The following is a 15,928-nucleotide window of genomic DNA, read 5'->3' as shown; positions in this document are numbered from 1 at the left end:
CGGGTGAGGGATGTCGGTGGGCGGTCGTAGGCTGGAGACCCCGGGCCGCTGTGCGTACCGGGTCGCTCGTGCTGCCCCGCACGGCCTGATCCAGCCACCCACATACTCCGCCACCCCGCCACCCCCGGACGGAAGTCTCCATGAGCCTGCACGGTCTGCTCGACGCCGTCGTACGCGACCCGGCCCTCGACGAGGCCGTCAAGGCCGCCGCCGACGGCCACCGCCCCCATGTCGACCTGGTCGGCCCGCCCGCCGCGCGGCCCTTCGCGATCGCCGCACTGGCCCGGAGCGCGTCCCGCCCGGTGCTCGCCGTGACGGCGACCGGCCGGGAGGCCGAGGACCTGGCCGCCGCGCTGCGCACGCTGATGCCGCCGGGCGAGGAGAACGCGGTGGCGGAGTACCCCTCCTGGGAGACGCTGCCGCATGAGCGGCTCTCCCCGCGCAGCGACACCGTGGGCCGCCGTCTCGCCGTGCTGCGCCGCCTGGCGCACCCGGATGCGGGGGACTCGCAGACGGGTCCGGTGAGCGTCGTCGTCGCGCCCATCCGGTCCGTGCTCCAGCCGCAGGTGAAGGGGCTGGGAGACCTGGTGCCGGTGGAGCTGCGCCAGGGCGGTACCGCCGATCTGGAGGAGATCGTCGACGGCCTGGCCGCCGCCGCGTACGCACGGGTCGAGCTGGTGGAGAAGCGTGGCGATTTCGCGGTGCGCGGCGGCATCCTCGACGTGTTCCCGCCGACCGAGGAGCATCCCCTGCGGGTGGAGTTCTGGGGCGACGAGGTCGAGGAGATCCGCTACTTCAAGGTGGCCGACCAGCGGTCCCTGGAGATCGCCGAGCACGGCCTGTGGGCGCCGCCGTGCCGCGAGCTGCTGCTGACGGAGAGTGTGCGGGCGCGGGCCGCCGCGCTCGCCGAGGCACACCCCGAGCTGGGCGAGCTGCTGGGCAAGATCGCCGAGGGCATCGCCGTCGAGGGCATGGAGTCGCTGGCCCCCGTCCTGGTGGACGACATGGAGCTGCTGCTCGACGTGCTCCCGGCCCGGTCGATGGCGGTGCTCTGCGACCCGGAGCGGGTGCGGACCCGCGCCGCCGACCTGGTCGCCACCAGCCAGGAGTTCCTGGAGGCGTCGTGGGCGGCGAGCGCGGGCGGCGGGAAGGCGCCGATCGATGTCGGCGCCGCCTCGCTCTGGGGCATCGCCGACGTCCGGGAGCACGCCCGTGAGCGGGGCATGCTGTGGTGGTCGGTCAGCCCCTTCGCCGCCGGCGTGACGGCGGACGGAGAGGAGGACGCGCTGCAGCTGGGCATGCGCGCCCCCGAGTCCTACCGGGGCGACACCGCCCGCGCCCTCGCCGACACGAAGGGCTGGCTGTCCGACGGCTGGCGCTGCGTCTATGTCACCGAGGGCCACGGCACCGGTGCCCGTACGGTCGAGGTGCTCGGCGGCGAGGGCATCGCCGCCCGGCTGGACACCGACCTCGGCGAGATCGTGCCCGCCGTGGTCCAGGTGGCGCGCGGCTCGCTGGACAACGGCTTCATCGACGCGGCGCTGAAGCTCGCCGTGCTCACGGAGACCGACCTGACCGGGCAGAAGTCCGCCAGCAAGGAGCTGGGCCGGATGCCGGCCCGGCGGCGCAAGACGATCGACCCGCTCACCCTCCAGTCCGGCGACTACATCGTGCACGAGCAGCACGGCGTCGGCAGGTACGTCGAGATGGTGCAGCGCACCGTCCAGGGCGCCACCCGCGAGTACCTGCTGGTGGAGTACGCCCCGGCGAAGCGCGGCCAGCCCGGCGACCGCCTGTTCGTGCCGACCGACCAGCTGGAGCAGATCACCAAGTACGTCGGCGGCGAGCAGCCCTCCCTGCACCGCCTGGGCGGCGCGGACTGGACGAAGACCAAGGCGCGCGCCAAGAGGGCCGTCAAGGAGATCGCCGCCGATCTGATCAAGCTCTACTCGGCCCGGATGGCCGCCCCCGGGCACGCCTTCGAGCCGGACACACCCTGGCAGCGCGAGCTGGAGGACGCCTTCCCGTACGCCGAGACTCCCGACCAGCTGACCACGATCAGCGAGGTCAAGGAGGACATGGAGAAGTCCGTCCCGATGGACAGGCTGATCTGCGGCGACGTGGGCTACGGCAAGACGGAGATCGCGGTGCGGGCCGCGTTCAAGGCGGTCCAGGAAGGCAAGCAGGTCGCCGTGCTGGTACCCACCACGCTGCTGGTGCAGCAGCACTTCGGCACCTTCACCGAGCGGTACGGCCAGTTCCCCGTCCGGGTGCGGGCGCTCTCCCGCTTCCAGTCGGACACCGAGTCGAAGGCGGTGATCGAGGGGCTGCGGGACGGCTCGGTCGACGTCGTCATCGGCACCCACCGCCTCTTCTCCGCCGACACGAAGTTCAAGGAGCTGGGCCTTGTCGTCGTCGATGAGGAGCAGCGCTTCGGTGTCGAGCACAAGGAGCAGCTGAAGAAGCTGCGCGCCAACGTCGACGTGCTGACGATGTCGGCGACGCCCATCCCGCGGACCTTGGAGATGGCGGTCACCGGCATCCGCGAGATGTCCACGATCACCACACCGCCGGAGGAGCGGCACCCGGTGCTGACCTTCGTCGGCCCTTACGAGGAGCGGCAGATCGGTGCCGCGATCCGCCGCGAGCTGCTGCGGGAGGGCCAGGTCTTCTACATCCACAACCGCGTCGAGTCCATCGACCGGGCGACGGCGCGACTGCGCCAGATCGTGCCGGAGGCGCGGATCGCGACGGCGCACGGCCAGATGTCGGAGTCGGCGCTGGAGCAGGTGGTCGTCGACTTCTGGGAGAAGCGCTTCGACGTGCTGGTCTCCACCACGATCGTGGAGAACGGCATCGACATCTCCAACGCCAACACCCTGATCGTCGAGCGCGGCGACAATTTCGGCCTCTCCCAGCTGCACCAGCTGCGCGGCCGGGTCGGCCGCGGTCGCGACCGCGGCTACGCCTACTTCCTCTACCCGCCGGAGAAGCCGCTTACCGAGACCGCGCACGAGCGGCTGGCCACCATCGCCCAGCACACCGAGATGGGCGCCGGCATGTATGTCGCCATGAAGGACCTGGAGATCCGGGGCGCGGGCAACCTGCTCGGCGGCGAGCAGTCCGGGCACATCGCGGGCGTCGGCTTCGACCTGTACGTACGGATGGTCGGCGAGGCGGTCGCCGACTACCGCGCCGAGCTGGAGGAGGGCGGCGCACCGGAGGAGCCCCCGCTCGAAGTCAAGATCGAACTGCCGGTCGACGCGCATGTGCCGCACGACTACGCGCCGGGCGAGCGGCTCCGCCTCCAGGCGTACCGCTCGATCGCCTCTGCCAACTCCGAGCAGGACATCGCCGCCGTACGCGAGGAGCTGACCGACCGCTACGGGCCGCTGCCGGAGCCGGTGGAGAACCTGCTCCTGGTCGCCGCCCTGCGGATGCTGGCACGCTCCTGCGGCATCGCGGACATCACGCTCCAGGGCAACAACGTCCGCTTCAGCCCGGTCGAGCTGCGCGAGTCGCAGGAGCTGCGCCTCCAACGGCTCTATCCCCGCTCGGTGCTCCGTCGGTCGGCGGGCCAGGTGCTGGTGCCGCGCCCGAAGCCGTCGACGATCGGCGGCAAGCCGGTGGTGGGCCGCGACCTGCTGGCATGGGTCGGCGAGTTCCTCACGACGATCCCGGGGGCGTGAGCAGTCCGCGGGCCGCCGGGCTGGTCCGCCCCGCCCGACCGGTGTTCGCGCCGCCTTCCCCGCCGCCTCCGCCGGCGGGGAAGGCGCGGCGGTAGTCGGTCGGGGAGACCCCCAGGTGGCGGGCGAAGTGGCGGCGCAGGTTGTTCGCCGTGCCGAGGCCGCTGAGCTCGCTGACCTTCTCGATCGGCAGGTCCCCCGACTCCAGCAACTCCTGCGCACGGGACAGGCGTTGTCCGAGCAGCCACTGCATGGGCGTGATGCCGGTGGCGGCCCGCAGCCTGCGGTGGAAGGTGCGTACGCTCAGCCCGGCCCGCGTGGCCAGCTCGTCGACGGTCAGCGGCCGGTCCAGCTGGGAGGACGCCCAGTGCAGCACCGGAGCCAGGCTGTCGTCGTCGGCGGGGACGACGGCCCGTTCCACGAACTGCGCCTGCCCGCCCGGCCGGTGCGCGGGCACCACCAGCAGCCGGGCCAGCTGGTTGGCGACCCGCGCGCCCAGGTCGCGGCGCACCAGATGCAGGCACAGGTCCAGCCCGCCGCTGAGGCCCGCGCTGGTGAGCACGTCACCGTCGTCGATGTAGAGCACCGTGTCGTCCACCTCCACCTTCGGGAAACGGCGGGCCAGGGTCTCGGTGTGCGCCCAGTGCGCGGTGGCGCGGCGGCCGTCCAGGATTCCGGCGGCGGCCAGCGCGAAGGAGCCGTTGCACAGCGAGACCATGCGGCAGCCCGCGTCGGCGGCCCGGCGCAGCGCGCGCAGCAGCTCCTCTGGCAGCTCCCGGCTGCCGTCGACGCACTCCTCCGGCACCGCCGGGACCATCACGGTGTCGGCGCGGGCCAGTTCGTTGAGACCGTACTCGGCGTTCAGCACGAATCCGGGAGCCGCGTGAGGGGCGCCGGGGTTAAGCCCGCACAGCCGCAACTCGTACCAGGGGTCGGCCAGATCGGAGTGATCGAGCCCGAACACCGCGCAGGCGATGCCGAGTTCGAAGACATCCCAGTGCGGGAGAGCCGAGTCGTTGACGACGGCCAGGGCCACGGAACCAGCGCTCATGCAGCTGAGCGTAAGTCATGGGGGTGGCAGGAATTTGGTGGACGCTGTCGCTGCTGCCAGTGTCGGGAGCGGGTGCTCCGGTGTGAAAGTGGGTCCTGACCAGCGGAAACACCGCATGGCACGGAGGAGAGCGCACCGATGAACAGCGCAGAGCACACCCATGGCACCCATGGCACGAACGGCACCGGCGGTGCGGGCACGGAGACGGAGGTGACCGTCCTGGGCCTCGGTCTGATGGGCGCGGCCCTGGCAGACGCCATGCTGACGGGCGGCCGCCGTACGACGGTGTGGAACCGCACCCCGGGCAAGGCGGAGCCACTCACCGTCCGGGGCGCCGCCGAGGCCGACGGGATCCGGGCGGCGGTCACGGCCAGCCCGCTGGTGATCGTCTGCATACGGGACTACACGGCCGTACGGGACCTGCTCGACCCGGTGGCCGACGCCCTCGCGGGCCGCGTCCTGGTCAACCTCACCACCGGCTCCTCCGAGGAGGCCCGCGTCATGGCGGAGTGGGCGGCCGGGCACGGCGCGGGCTACCTGGACGGCGCGATCATGATGACCCCGCCGGGCATCGGCGCCCCGGAGACGGTGATCTTCTACGGTGGGGACGAGAAGCTCTTCCGTACCCACGAGCCCGTGCTGCGGCTGCTCGGCGGCCGCCCCACCCACCTGGGCGAGGACACGGGCACCGCGTCGCTGTACGACGTGGCGCTGCTCGGCCTCATGTGGGGGACCTTCAACAGCTTCCTGCACGCCCTGGCCCTGGTGGAGACCGAGGGCACCACCGCGACCGAGTTCCTGCCGCTGGCCACCGACTGGCTGACCGGGGTGAGCTCGTTCATGGGCCTGTACGCCCAGCAGATCGACGCGGGCGAGTTCGTGGCGACGGACGCCAGCCTCGCCACCCAACTCGCCCCGGTCGAACACCTGGTGCACGAGAGCCGGGCCCGCGGCGTCGACACCCGGCTGCCCGAGTACACCCGGGACCTCATCGCGGACGCCCTCGCCAAGGGGCACGGCCTGGACAGCTACGCCCGCATCATCGACCACTTCCGCACGGCGGCCAGCTGACGACCAGGTGAGCGGCCCCGTCCAAGGCCGCTACGAAGCCCGGTTGGAGGCCCGGTTCGCCCTCTTCGGACACGCGAAAAGCCCAGCACTCGTGCAACTCAACGTCCGCCCCAGCGGGCTGCGTGGTCCCGGACGAACTCGGCGAAGGGGCGGGGCGGGCGGCCGGTCAGGTCCAGCACCGCGGTGCTGACCTGGTCTTCCCGGCCAGCCCTGATGCCGTCTTCCACGGCGGCGAGGGCGGCGGCGAACTCGGCGGGCATGCCTGCGGCCCGGTGGTTGGCCGCCTGCTCGTCGGCCCCGATGTGGACCACCCGGACCGACCGTCCGGTGCGGGCGGTGATGAGCGCCGCCGCGTCCTGGTAGCTCAATGCCTTCGGTCCGGTGAGCAGGTAGTCGCGCTGGTCGCCGGGCTCGGTGCCGGGGCCGGTGCCGGGGCCGGTGCCCGGGTCGGTCAGCAGGGCGGCGGCGGTGGCCGCGATGTCCCGCGTGTCGATCCAGCCCAGTCGTCCGTCACCGGCGGCGGTGCGGATCTCGCCGTGCCGCCGGATCTGCTCGCCCAGCGGGTGCGGGCGAAGGAAGTTCTGCATGAACCCCGACGCGCGCAGCACGACCCATCCGGGCCGGGCCCGCACCCGCGCGGCCAGCCGCAGCGCGCTGGGAGCGTTCGGCAGCACGATGGCGGAGCCGAGCAGCACCACCCGGCGCACGCCGAGCCGTTCCGCCTCGGCCAGGAACGGCCCGACCAGCGGCATCGGATCCACGGTGTCCGTCGGAGGCACGAGGTAGACCCTGTCCATCCCGCGCAGCGCGGCCGGATGGGTAGCCGGGTCGTCCCAGTCGAACCGGACCGCGTCAGGAACAGTGGCAGGCGGGTTGCGGCTGGCGATCCGGACCGGCACACCGTCGCCGCGCAGCAGTTCTGCCAGCGCGCTCCCGGTCTTCCCGGTGCCGCCGAGGACCAGCACGCCGGTCATCGGATGGCCCCCGAACGCAGCGTGCCGAGCAGCTCGGGCAGCGTCCCTGCCGCCGAAGCTGCCGCCAGCGGATTCCAGTAGTCCCGGTAGTGGACGATCAGACCGTCCCGGACGGTGACCACCGTGATGTAGTCCAGCTGGTACGGCTCACCGGTGCGGACCGTGCGGCCGTGCGCGGTGAACTCCACCACGAGGGTGTCCGGCTCCTCTGTGTGCCGCACGGTGACCGCTGGTATCGCTCGCACGTCCATCAGTTCCGGGTAGCCGGCCAGGTAGCCACGGACCGCCTCCCGCCCGGCCAGCCGCCGCGGCGAATCCTCCGTGGCGAACGGGAACTCGGCGGTGCCGTGCTCCGCCCACAAGTCGGCGACGGCGTCCATGTCCTTGGCCAGCAGCAGATCCAGCAGCCGGCGGAACGTCTCCTCGGGAGTGCTCGGCACGGTACCTCCAGTGTTCAGCAGAGTGTGACCGGCCCAGACTGGACGCAGGCCCGAAGCCGAGGAACAGACAGGTGAGCCCCGGACCACCAGTCCGTGGCAAAGCCGTGCGCCACTGTGCCAACCTGACCAGGTGAACAGAGGCGAACTGGCCGACTTCCTGCGCCGCCGACGCGAAGCACTGCACCCGGACCAGATGCCGGCCACGGCCGTCCACCCACCAGGCAGACGCGCCCGGCGCACCCCCGGACTGCGCCGCGAAGAGGTCGCCGCACTGGCCGGGGTATCAACCAGCTACTACGAACGGCTGGAACAGGCCCGCGCACCGCACCCGTCCCCGCAGGTACTGGCCACGCTGGGCACGGCGCTGCGGCTCACCGCCGCAGAGCGCGAACACCTGGCGCGGCTGGCCGGACAGGCCCCGCCCGGCACAGACGCCGAACGGGCGCCGGTGCCCGCCGACGCCCGCCTGCTGCTGGACCGGCTCGGGCCGATCCCCGCCTATCTGGCGGACGAGCGACAGGACATCCTGGCCTGGAACGACGCGGCAGCCGCGCTGATCACCGACTTCGGGCAGCTGTCCGCCGAGGAGCGCAACACCGTGCGGCTGTCCATCCGGCTGGGCGGCACCCTCTGCTCGGCACCGGCCGGAGCGGAGGGCGAGTTCGCCCGGCAGTCCGCCGCCCAGCTCCGCGCAGCCAGCGCCCGCTACCCGGCCGAACGCGTACTGGGCGAGCTGGTCAACGAGTTCGCCGCACACAGCCCGGACTTCGCTACCGGCTGGCGCAACCACGAGGTACGGCCCATCCCGACGCTGCGCAAGCACCTGCGCCACCCCGAGCTGGGCGAGCTCGACCTGGACTGCCAAACCCTGCTCCTGCCCGGCACCGACCTGCGGGTCGTGATCTATACCCCGGAACCGGGAAGCCCGAGCGCCGCCGCGCTCGCCCGCCTTCTCCCACCGAGGCCGCAGGTCCCGGGCCAGTCCGCCGAACGCCCAGGTGAGCGGTCTGATTCGAGGAGTCCTTCGACTCCTCGGTAGGCTGCGTCACCATGAGGCGCGCGTGGATTTGGCCGATGGTGCTGGTGCTCTGCGGCACGGTCGTCGCGGCTGCGCAGGTCTCCCAGGGGAGCCCTGGTACAGCCGCAGCACTCCTGCTGGCGTTCGTGCTGCTCGCGGGCGTCAACTCGCCTCTGATCTTCCCGAGGTCAATCGGTGCGCTGGAGGCACAACGCCGCAGCGAGGCCGACGGTCGGCCGATCGTCTTCTGGCGGCCGGGCTGCCCGTACTGTCTGCGACTGCGTTTCCGCTTGGGCCGTAGCGCCCACCGGTTGCACTGGGTCGACATCTGGCGCGACCCGGACGGAGCGGCAGCGGTCAGGGCGGCCAACGAGGGTGATGAGACCGTGCCGACTGTCGTCGTGGCGGGCCGACCGCACGTCAACCCCGCACCTGGATGGGTGCGCGAACAGCTCGCCCGTTCCGCGTGATCGGGTGCCTTTGCTGAGGGGCGCGCCGCTGGGGCGGGGTGGTTCCGGCCGTCCGGGGGGAGCGGACGGCCGGAACCGGTCTCAGGGGGTCAGGGCCGGGTCGTGTCCGGCGGGCATGCCCCTCATCAGCAGCGGGAGTTCGTTGCCCCGTTCGATGGCGTCGAGGGCGGCAAGCAAGTGGCGCTGCTGGTACGGCTCCAGGTACGCGGGCAGCTGCTCGACGGTGGCCCATGCGCAGAAGCGCAGTTCGTGTGCGGCGCCGGCCGGGATGGCGACGGCGGCGGCTTCCTCGGCGGTCAGGGTGCCGCCCTCGCAGACGAAGTTGAAGCCCTCGGCGGAGGTGCCGTCTTCCTCGGCTGGCATGTGGTCGATCGCGAGGACGTGCGTGAACTCGATGTTGAGGCCGGTTTCTTCGCGGACTTCACGGTTCACGGCTGCGGCGATCGTCTCGCCCGCGTGCGCACCGCCGCCGGGCAGGTTGAAGCCCGGCTTGTAGGCGCGCTCGACCAGGAGCACGCGTCCGTCAGGGTCGCGGATCACGCCGAGGGCGCCGATGCGGCGCCGGGGCGGGTTGGCCAGGTCGATATCCGAGTGAGCCATGGGGTGGCCTTTCGTGTCGGGGTGTTGGTGGTGGTCCGCCCACGCTGCGCCGCCCTGGAGTGTGCGCAGCGTGGGCGGGGGTTGGCCCCGGGCTCACCACGGCCAAGAGGAGCGCCCGGGGCCGGTCTCAGGGGGCCGTGGTGGGGCTGGGGGCGAGCGTGGCCCGCCACGGGGTGCGCGTTATCTGGTGGTAGGCGCGGTGCGTGGGGTTCTTGCCTGCGTGCTCCAGCATCCACACCCGTCCGGGGTGGGCGGATTCCGTCTGCGGGGAGGTGAGGCCGCACACCCGGCACATCATCGCCTGCGTGACGGGGTCGGCGTCGTCGTCGCTCCCGGGCGCGATCTGCCAGCTGCGCGGCGCTCCGGCCGGGGCGGATCGCTGCGGCGAGCGACCCGGGGCCGCCCTTGGGCCCGGGGTGTCGAGGGTGGCCGCCGGGTTCAGCCGGAAGGGCCGGGCGTTGGTGAAGACCAGGAGGCGTCCGCCGCCGGGGACCGACCGCAGGTCCCGCACGACCCGAAACGTGCCGCGCACGCGCACGACGTCCCCTATGCGGATCGTTTGTGCGTTGACGCTCATCGGGCGGGGCCTTTCGGATCAGGTGGTGGTGAGGAGGAGCCGCACGGCGGTGATGAGGCTGGCGGCGAGCAGCAGGAGCCAGAGGGGGCCCGCGAGCCCGCAGCTGGTCACCAGCCGGTGCCAGCCGCGTGCCGCGCCATGGCCGATAACTCGCGCGGCGGCGGCCGTACGGTGCCGTTCGCGGCGATGCCTGCCGCACGGCGCTCCCGCTCCGTGGCCAGCCGTACGGCGGAGGGCGGGCACTCCCACTCGCGTCCGCCCGTGGGTGCGCGGAGCAGGTAGTACGGGCTGCCGTTCGCCTCCATGAGACGGCCGACCCGGTGGGTGCGGCGATCGACCAGGTAGACCCCGGGACGGTAGTCGGAGGTCACGGCCGCCGCCGCCGCTCCTCGGCCTGGGCGAGGAGGATTCCCGCGAGTGTCCGGACGGTGTCGAGGTCGACGGGGCCGACCATGACGCGGGGCGGGTCCTCATCGTCATCGGATCTCCAAACGGTCGACTCGGGCCGCGCTGGCGGCGGGGCGATGCCGCACCGCTCGAAGCCCTCGGTGAGGGCGTCGATGACGCCTTCGGCATCGCGGATCCTCGCGGCGCGAACGGTGCGAGCGGTGGGTTCAGTGGCCATGGCTGCCCTCCGTTGGGGGTGGCGGGTCGCAGGCATGACGTGCCGTCAACAACAGCGGTGAGTAACGGCGTTGGCACCCGTTGCGACCAGGCCCATAGACTGCACTCGCCTCACCGAAAAGTGCAACCTTCATTTCGGTAATTCAGCTAGCGAACTCAAATTGGTGAATCGCAATGTGGATTGAAGGATGCGATGCTTTCATTTCGGGTGATGGGGGTGCTTCATACCGGGGAAGGGAAAGAGGTAAGAGATGGAGAAGACGAGCGGTTCAACGGTGCCAAGGCGCCAACTGGGCCGACACCTGAGAGAGCTGCGGGGACGGGCGCGACTCAGCGTGAAAGCTGCGGCGGAGGCGCTGGAGTGGAGCGAAGCGAAGATGTGGCGGATCGAGACTGGGCAGACGTCGCTGCGCAGCCACGATGCCGAGTTGATGTGTCGGATCTACGGCGCATCTGAGGAGATGACGGATGCGCTGATGGGGCTCGCGAAGGAGACCAAGGCGCGCGGCTGGTGGCACGCCTACGGGGACGTCATCCCCCAGGGCTTCGACATCTACATGAGTTTGGAAGAGGTGGCGTCGAACCTGGCCTGGTACGAGGGTGAACTCGTGCCCGGGGTGCTCCAGACGGAGGACTACGCCCGCAATGTCATCCGCGTGTTCAGCCCAGACGAGGACCCGGAGGAGGTTGAGCGGCGTGTTCAGCTGCGCATCGCGCGGCAGGCCTTGCTCACGCGGCGCATGGCCCGGCCCGAATTCCGCATGGTGGTCGGTGAGGCGGCGCTCCGGCGACCGGTGGGCGGGCATGGTGTCATGGCAGCCCAGCTCGCGCACATCATTGGAGCAGCCGAGTTGCCCAATGTCATGATCCGGGTGATGCCGTTGACTGCGCCCCTCCACCTCGGCGCGATGAGCGGGCCGTTCGTGATCCTGCGGTTTCCGCTCACCGGAACCGGCGCTGACACCGAACCGCCAATCGTCTACGTGGACGGCTACACCGGCTGCCTGTATCTGGACAAGCCGAAGGAGGTGGAGGCGTTCGACAATGCATTTGGAAGTCTGTGGGAGCAATCACTCGATGAGCGGGCGTCCGTGCGCCTGATGACTGAAATGGCGGGAGAACATGAACACGCACACTGACTTCGGCTGTGCCGCATGGCGCACCAGCAGTTACAGCAACGGACAGGCGAACTGCGTGGAGGTGGCGGACGGGTACGCCGATGTCCTGCCGGTGAGGGACAGCAAGGACCCCCAGGGGCCCGCGCTGGTCTTCCCGGCGGACGGCTGGGCCGCCTTCGTGACGGCCGTCAAGGGCGGGGACCTCGCGGCCTGACTCGCACACGCAGAAACGCGCCCCCACACGGCCACGATCGGCCGCTTGGGGGCGCTGTGCTGCTGCTTCGTGGCGAATGTCCATGCGGACAGCGGCAGTCCGCTGCTGGCTCGCCACCGGGCCGCCGAGGGCGTCGACCAGGCGCCCGCCGCCGAAGCCTCGTCAGGCAGAGACCCTCAGCGAGCTGGACGGCTTGACACAGGCTGTGGACGCTCCCCGAGCTGGGCCGCGCTCCGCTCCACGCTGGGCTGCTGCCGACACCAGCGGCGGCCTCTCTGGCGTGCTGGCGGAGCCGGACTCGCGGGGAGACCGCGACCGCATTCCCGTTGGGCATCCGGCCTTCGCCGGGGATGTGGTCAAGAAGGGGTATGGGGGCGGGCCTGTGACGTCATCACGGCGGTTCCTATCACCTCGGGACCCGCCTCCGGGAGGGCGAGCAGGGACTCGGCTGGTTGGGGCGGGGCACGAGGGTTCGTTCATCGGCGATCAGTGGTTCGATCACGGAGTGACCGGAGTTGCCGCAGGTGCCGGTAGTAGCCACTCTCCGAGGCAGTTGATCTCGGCGTAGTTGGAGCAGGTGGAGAGGGTTCACGCGCTGCGGGGGCGCTAGCGCAGGTCGTAGCCGAACAAGCCTGCTGGCCCGCCTACAAACAATGCTTGTCCATCTGGGTTCCAGGAACAGGTGGTCAGGCGACTATCGGTACGCATCATGGCCACCGCCGTGCCGGTGGTGGGGTCCCAGATCCGCACTGTCTGATCGGTGCTGGTGGTGGCGAGCCAGGTCCCGTCCGGGCTGACCGCTACCGCATGTACTGCGTGGGTGTGGCCGGTGAGGGTTCGTACCTCTGTGCCGGTGGTGGGGTCCCAGATCCGCACCGTCCCATCGTCGTCGCCGGTGGCGAGCCAGGTCCCGTCCGGGCTGAACTCCACTGCATGTACTGCGTGGGTGTGGCTGGTGAGGGTTCGTACCTCTGTGCCGGTGGTGGGGTCCCAGATCCGCACGGTCAGATCGGTGCTGGTGGTGGCGAGCCAGGTCCCGTCCGGACTGACTGACACCATCGCAGGCACCAGGCCGGTGTGGAGGGTTCGTACCTCTGTGCCGGTGGTGGGGTCCCAGATCCGCACCCTCCCATCGTCGTCGCCGGTGGCGAGCCAGGTCCCGTCCGGGCTGAACTCCACTGCATGTACTGCGTGGGTGTGGCCGGTGAGGGTTCGTACCCCTGTGCCGGTGGTGGGGTCCCAGATCCGCACCCTCCCGTCGGTGTCGCCGGTGGCGAGCCAGGTCCCGTCCGGGCTGACCGCCACTGCACGTACTGCGTGGGTGTGGCCGGTGAGGGTTCGTACCCCTGTGCCGGTGGTGGGGTCCCAGATCCGCATCGTCCCGTCGCCGTCGGTGGTGGCGAGCCAGGTCCTGTCCGGACTGAACCTCACCGATACCGGGCCGGTGTGGCTGGTCAGGGTTCGTACCTCTGTGCCGGTGGTGGGGTCCCAGATCCGCACCGTCCCGTCGCCGTCGGAGGTGGCGAGCCAGGTCCCGTCCGGACTGACTGACACCATCGCAGGCACCAGGCCGGTGTGGAGGGTTCGTACCTCTGTGCCGGTGGTGGGGTCCCAGATCCGCACCCTCCCGTCGATGTCGCCGGTGGCGAGCCAGGTCCCGTCCGGGCTGAACTTCACCGAAAACACGTGGCCGGTGTGGCCGGTCAGGGTTCGTACCTCTGTGCCGGTGGTGGGGTCCCAGATCCGCACTGTCTGATCGGTGCTGGTGGTGGCGAGCCAGGTCCCGTCCGGGCTGACCGCCACCGAATACACGTGGCCGGTGTGGCCGCTGAGGGTTCGTACCTCTGTGCCGGTGGTGGGGTCCCAGATCCGCACCGTCTGACCGCCGTCGGTGGTGGCGAGCCAGGTCCCGTCCGGGCTGACCGCCACCGAATACACGTGGCCGGTGTGGCCGCTGAGGGTTCGTACCTCTGTGCCGGTGGTGGGGTCCCAGATCCGCACCGTCTGACCGCCGTCGGTGGTGGCGAGCCAGGTCCCGTCCGGGCTGACCGCCACCGCACGTACTGCGCGAGTGTGGCTGGTGAGGGTTCGTACCTCTGTGCCGGTGGTGGGGTCCCAGATCCGCACCGTCCCGTCGCCGTGGGTGGCGAGCCAGGAGCCGTCCGGGCTGACCGCCACTGCACGTACTGCGTGGGTGTGGCCGGTGAGGGTTCGTACCTCTGTGCCGGTGGTGGGGTCCCAGATCCGCACTGTCTGATCGGTGCTGGTGGTGGCGAGCCAGGTCCCGTCCGGGCTGACCGCCGCCGCACGCACAGGGCCGGTATGACTGGTCAGGGTGCGGATCAGAGCAGGGTCGGGCAGGTCGGGTGGCGGCCATCGGTCGATGAGAGCAGGAACATCTGAGGGGAGGGTCGCGGTGCGGTGCCAGTGCGGGGCTTCGGTAACCCGGCTGAGCAGGACGACGTCGAGGGCGTGCGGGGGAGTTGTGGGGGAGAGAAGGTGGGCGGCGCGGGCCAGGTTTCTGGCCAGGGAGCGGGAGGCTGGGGTGTCGATGCGGTCAAGGTCGCGCCAGGGTGCTGTGGAGCCGCGCTGGTGCAGGCGGGCGCGCACCCAGTGGAAGTGCCCCGCCACGGCTTCAGCCTGAGTGGCACGTCCGGCGTCGATGAGGTGCTCGATGAGGTGGTCTTGGAGGTAGCCGATATGGGTGTGCCACCACGCCGTGCCCGTGTCGTCGTCGGGGGGCAGGGGGGCGGCAACGGCGTCGACCAGGGCGGCGTTGACGGTGGTCAGATCGGTGGCGAGTTCGGCGCGCAGGTAGTCGCGGACGACGTCATGGAGGGCGAGGGCGCCGCCGGGGACGTCGGTAGTGAGGGTGAGGAGGGACAGGTCGGCCATCTGCTTGCACAAGGCTCGGGCCCGGGATTCGTTGAGGCCGTCGGTGGCCTGCCACAGCATCGCTACCAGGGGCAGGGGGACGGCTTCGTCTTCGGCGAAGATCCCGAGCTCGGTGAACCGGCGCTCGCCGCCGGGCGGCAGCAGACTGGTGGCGGCCTGGATGCTGGCTCGCACAGCGGTGTTCCTGCGCTGCTGATCATCCAGGTCCAGCGGGGCGTCCGGGTCTTGGCCTGCCGGGCCCAAGGCGCGCAGCCGGTCCACAACGGTCCAGGCGGCCTCAGCGGTGTCCGCGCCGGTGGCGGCCTGGGTGGCGATGACCTGGTTGACCATGCGCAGCAGCAGGGCCCACTGCCCGGTCTGCTTGAGGAGTGCGTTCACCACGTCGTTTGGTGGTGCGGGCTGCAGGTCGTGGGTGAGTACTGCCCTCGCCTGCTTTGAGGACATCCGGTCGACCGTGACGCGGGTCGTGGCGGGCGGGAGCACGGCCGGCGTGCGGGTGGTCACCAGCCGGACGCACCGGTCCTGGGCGCCGCGCAGGAAGGGCTCCAGCTGCTCGGGTTCCCAGACGTCGTCGATCACCAGCAGGGTGCGGGGGCGCTGGGCCAGCAGACGGCCGAGGTGGTCGCCTGCCTGTTCCGGATCGTGGCCGACTTCGAGAGTGTCGCCCGTAACAAAACGGATCGTCTCCGCGACCCTCGCCGCGATCGCCGCCCGGCCCCGCACATCCCGACCGATGGTGACCACGTAAACCCGGCCCTTGAAGTGCCGGCGGACCTTCGGATGCGCGCAGGCCACACGCGCAAGCATCGTCTTTCCGAACCCGCCCGCCCCCTGCAGGCCCGTGGTGATCCCCACCGCGGCGCTGCCGCTCCGCCGACCACCGCGGCGACAGACCGCTGCGACGACCTGTTCGGCTTCGTCTCGATCCACCACCCACTCGGGCACCGCCTGAGCCGACGGCGGAGGTGGATCCGCAGCTGCACCCGACCCGGTACGCAAGGAGAGGATCAAGGGGAGGGCCAGCGCCGAGATGCCCGTGATGCCACCGAACACGCTGGCCATCGGGTCAGCCTTGTCCCACCCACCCAGCAACACCGTCACCAGCAGCCACACCACCGTGCCCACACACAACGCGACCGCGATACGTAAACCCCAACGCCCCCACCCGCCCATAAGAGTTGATCCTCCCG

14 protein-coding genes are annotated in these 15,928 nt (G+C 71.0%); 6 read left to right on the top strand and 8 right to left on the bottom strand.

What is annotated here, in order from left to right; genetic code table 11:
* Positions 1-140: 140 nt before the first annotated feature.
* Positions 141-3,689 (top strand): transcription-repair coupling factor, encoded by a 3,549-nt coding sequence (gene mfd, locus LHJ74_RS24430; protein WP_260220362.1) that lies wholly within the window; start codon positions 141-143, stop codon positions 3,687-3,689.
* Here mfd and LHJ74_RS24425 read toward each other — a convergent pair.
* Positions 3,667-4,737 carry a GlxA family transcriptional regulator gene (locus LHJ74_RS24425; RefSeq protein ID WP_260220360.1) on the bottom strand — a complete coding sequence of 357 codons (1,071 nt, stop codon included), beginning with the start codon at positions 4,735-4,737 and terminating at the stop codon, positions 3,667-3,669. The two genes, mfd and LHJ74_RS24425, sit on opposite strands and share 23 nt — an antisense overlap.
* A gap of 138 nt (positions 4,738-4,875) precedes the next feature.
* Here LHJ74_RS24425 and LHJ74_RS24420 point away from each other — a divergent pair, with 138 nt between their 5' ends.
* Complete coding sequence (locus LHJ74_RS24420; protein WP_260220359.1) at positions 4,876-5,808, top strand: NAD(P)-dependent oxidoreductase; 933 nt, start codon at positions 4,876-4,878, stop codon at positions 5,806-5,808.
* Positions 5,809-5,906: 98 nt separating this feature from the next.
* Here LHJ74_RS24420 and LHJ74_RS24415 read toward each other — a convergent pair whose 3' ends face one another.
* Together LHJ74_RS24415 and LHJ74_RS24410 are read right to left on the bottom strand one after the other, a co-directional pair.
* A complete protein-coding gene (locus LHJ74_RS24415) occupies positions 5,907-6,782 on the bottom strand; it encodes an NAD(P)H-binding protein (RefSeq protein WP_260220358.1) in 876 nt (291 codons plus the stop codon).
* Positions 6,779-7,222: a nuclear transport factor 2 family protein gene (locus LHJ74_RS24410; protein ID WP_260220357.1), complete on the bottom strand. Its 444-nt coding sequence runs from the start codon at positions 7,220-7,222 to the stop codon at positions 6,779-6,781. Before LHJ74_RS24410 ends, LHJ74_RS24415 begins: the two co-directional genes overlap by 4 nt.
* 130 nt (positions 7,223-7,352) lie before the next feature.
* Between LHJ74_RS24410 and LHJ74_RS24405 the strand changes: the two genes are divergently transcribed.
* Complete coding sequence (locus LHJ74_RS24405) at positions 7,353-8,261, top strand: helix-turn-helix transcriptional regulator (protein ID WP_260220356.1); 909 nt, start codon at positions 7,353-7,355, stop codon at positions 8,259-8,261.
* Between the two features lie 11 nt (positions 8,262-8,272).
* Positions 8,273-8,710 carry a glutaredoxin domain-containing protein gene (locus tag LHJ74_RS24400; RefSeq protein ID WP_260220355.1) on the top strand — a complete coding sequence of 146 codons (438 nt, stop codon included), beginning with the start codon at positions 8,273-8,275 and terminating at the stop codon, positions 8,708-8,710.
* Between the two features lie 81 nt (positions 8,711-8,791).
* Here LHJ74_RS24400 and LHJ74_RS24395 read toward each other — a convergent pair whose 3' ends face one another.
* From LHJ74_RS24395 to LHJ74_RS24380, 4 genes are all read right to left on the bottom strand, one after another.
* The gene (locus LHJ74_RS24395) at positions 8,792-9,310 is read right to left on the bottom strand and encodes an NUDIX domain-containing protein (RefSeq protein WP_260220354.1); all 519 of its coding nucleotides are present in this window, start codon (positions 9,308-9,310) and stop codon (positions 8,792-8,794) included.
* Between the two features lie 127 nt (positions 9,311-9,437).
* Positions 9,438-9,887: a DUF7848 domain-containing protein gene (locus tag LHJ74_RS24390; RefSeq protein WP_260220353.1), complete on the bottom strand. Its 450-nt coding sequence runs from the start codon at positions 9,885-9,887 to the stop codon at positions 9,438-9,440.
* A gap of 107 nt (positions 9,888-9,994) precedes the next feature.
* Positions 9,995-10,258, bottom strand: a complete 264-nt coding sequence (locus LHJ74_RS24385; RefSeq protein ID WP_260220352.1) for a hypothetical protein — start codon at positions 10,256-10,258, stop codon at positions 9,995-9,997.
* Entirely contained in the window at positions 10,255-10,512 is a 258-nt protein-coding gene (locus LHJ74_RS24380) for a hypothetical protein (RefSeq protein ID WP_260220351.1), read from the bottom strand. The genes LHJ74_RS24385 and LHJ74_RS24380 overlap by 4 nt, the downstream gene beginning before the upstream one ends.
* A gap of 250 nt (positions 10,513-10,762) precedes the next feature.
* Here LHJ74_RS24380 and LHJ74_RS24375 point away from each other — a divergent pair, with 250 nt between their 5' ends.
* Positions 10,763-11,650, top strand: coding sequence for a helix-turn-helix domain-containing protein (locus tag LHJ74_RS24375; protein WP_260220350.1), 888 nt, complete (start codon positions 10,763-10,765; stop codon positions 11,648-11,650).
* Entirely contained in the window at positions 11,634-11,843 is a 210-nt protein-coding gene (locus tag LHJ74_RS24370; RefSeq protein WP_260220349.1) for a DUF397 domain-containing protein, read from the top strand. The genes LHJ74_RS24375 and LHJ74_RS24370 overlap by 17 nt, the downstream gene beginning before the upstream one ends.
* A gap of 606 nt (positions 11,844-12,449) precedes the next feature.
* Here the strand turns inward: LHJ74_RS24370 and LHJ74_RS24365 are convergent.
* Positions 12,450-15,800: an NB-ARC domain-containing protein gene (locus LHJ74_RS24365; RefSeq protein WP_260220348.1), complete on the bottom strand. Its 3,351-nt coding sequence runs from the start codon at positions 15,798-15,800 to the stop codon at positions 12,450-12,452.
* Positions 15,801-15,928: the final 128 nt, after the last annotated feature.

This window comes from Streptomyces gossypii, from assembly GCF_025165795.1.
Lineage (GTDB): Bacteria > Actinomycetota > Actinomycetes > Streptomycetales > Streptomycetaceae > Streptomyces > Streptomyces gossypii.
Note: the sequence above shows the minus strand (reverse complement) of the source record. Positions and strands in the feature narration are given on the sequence as shown.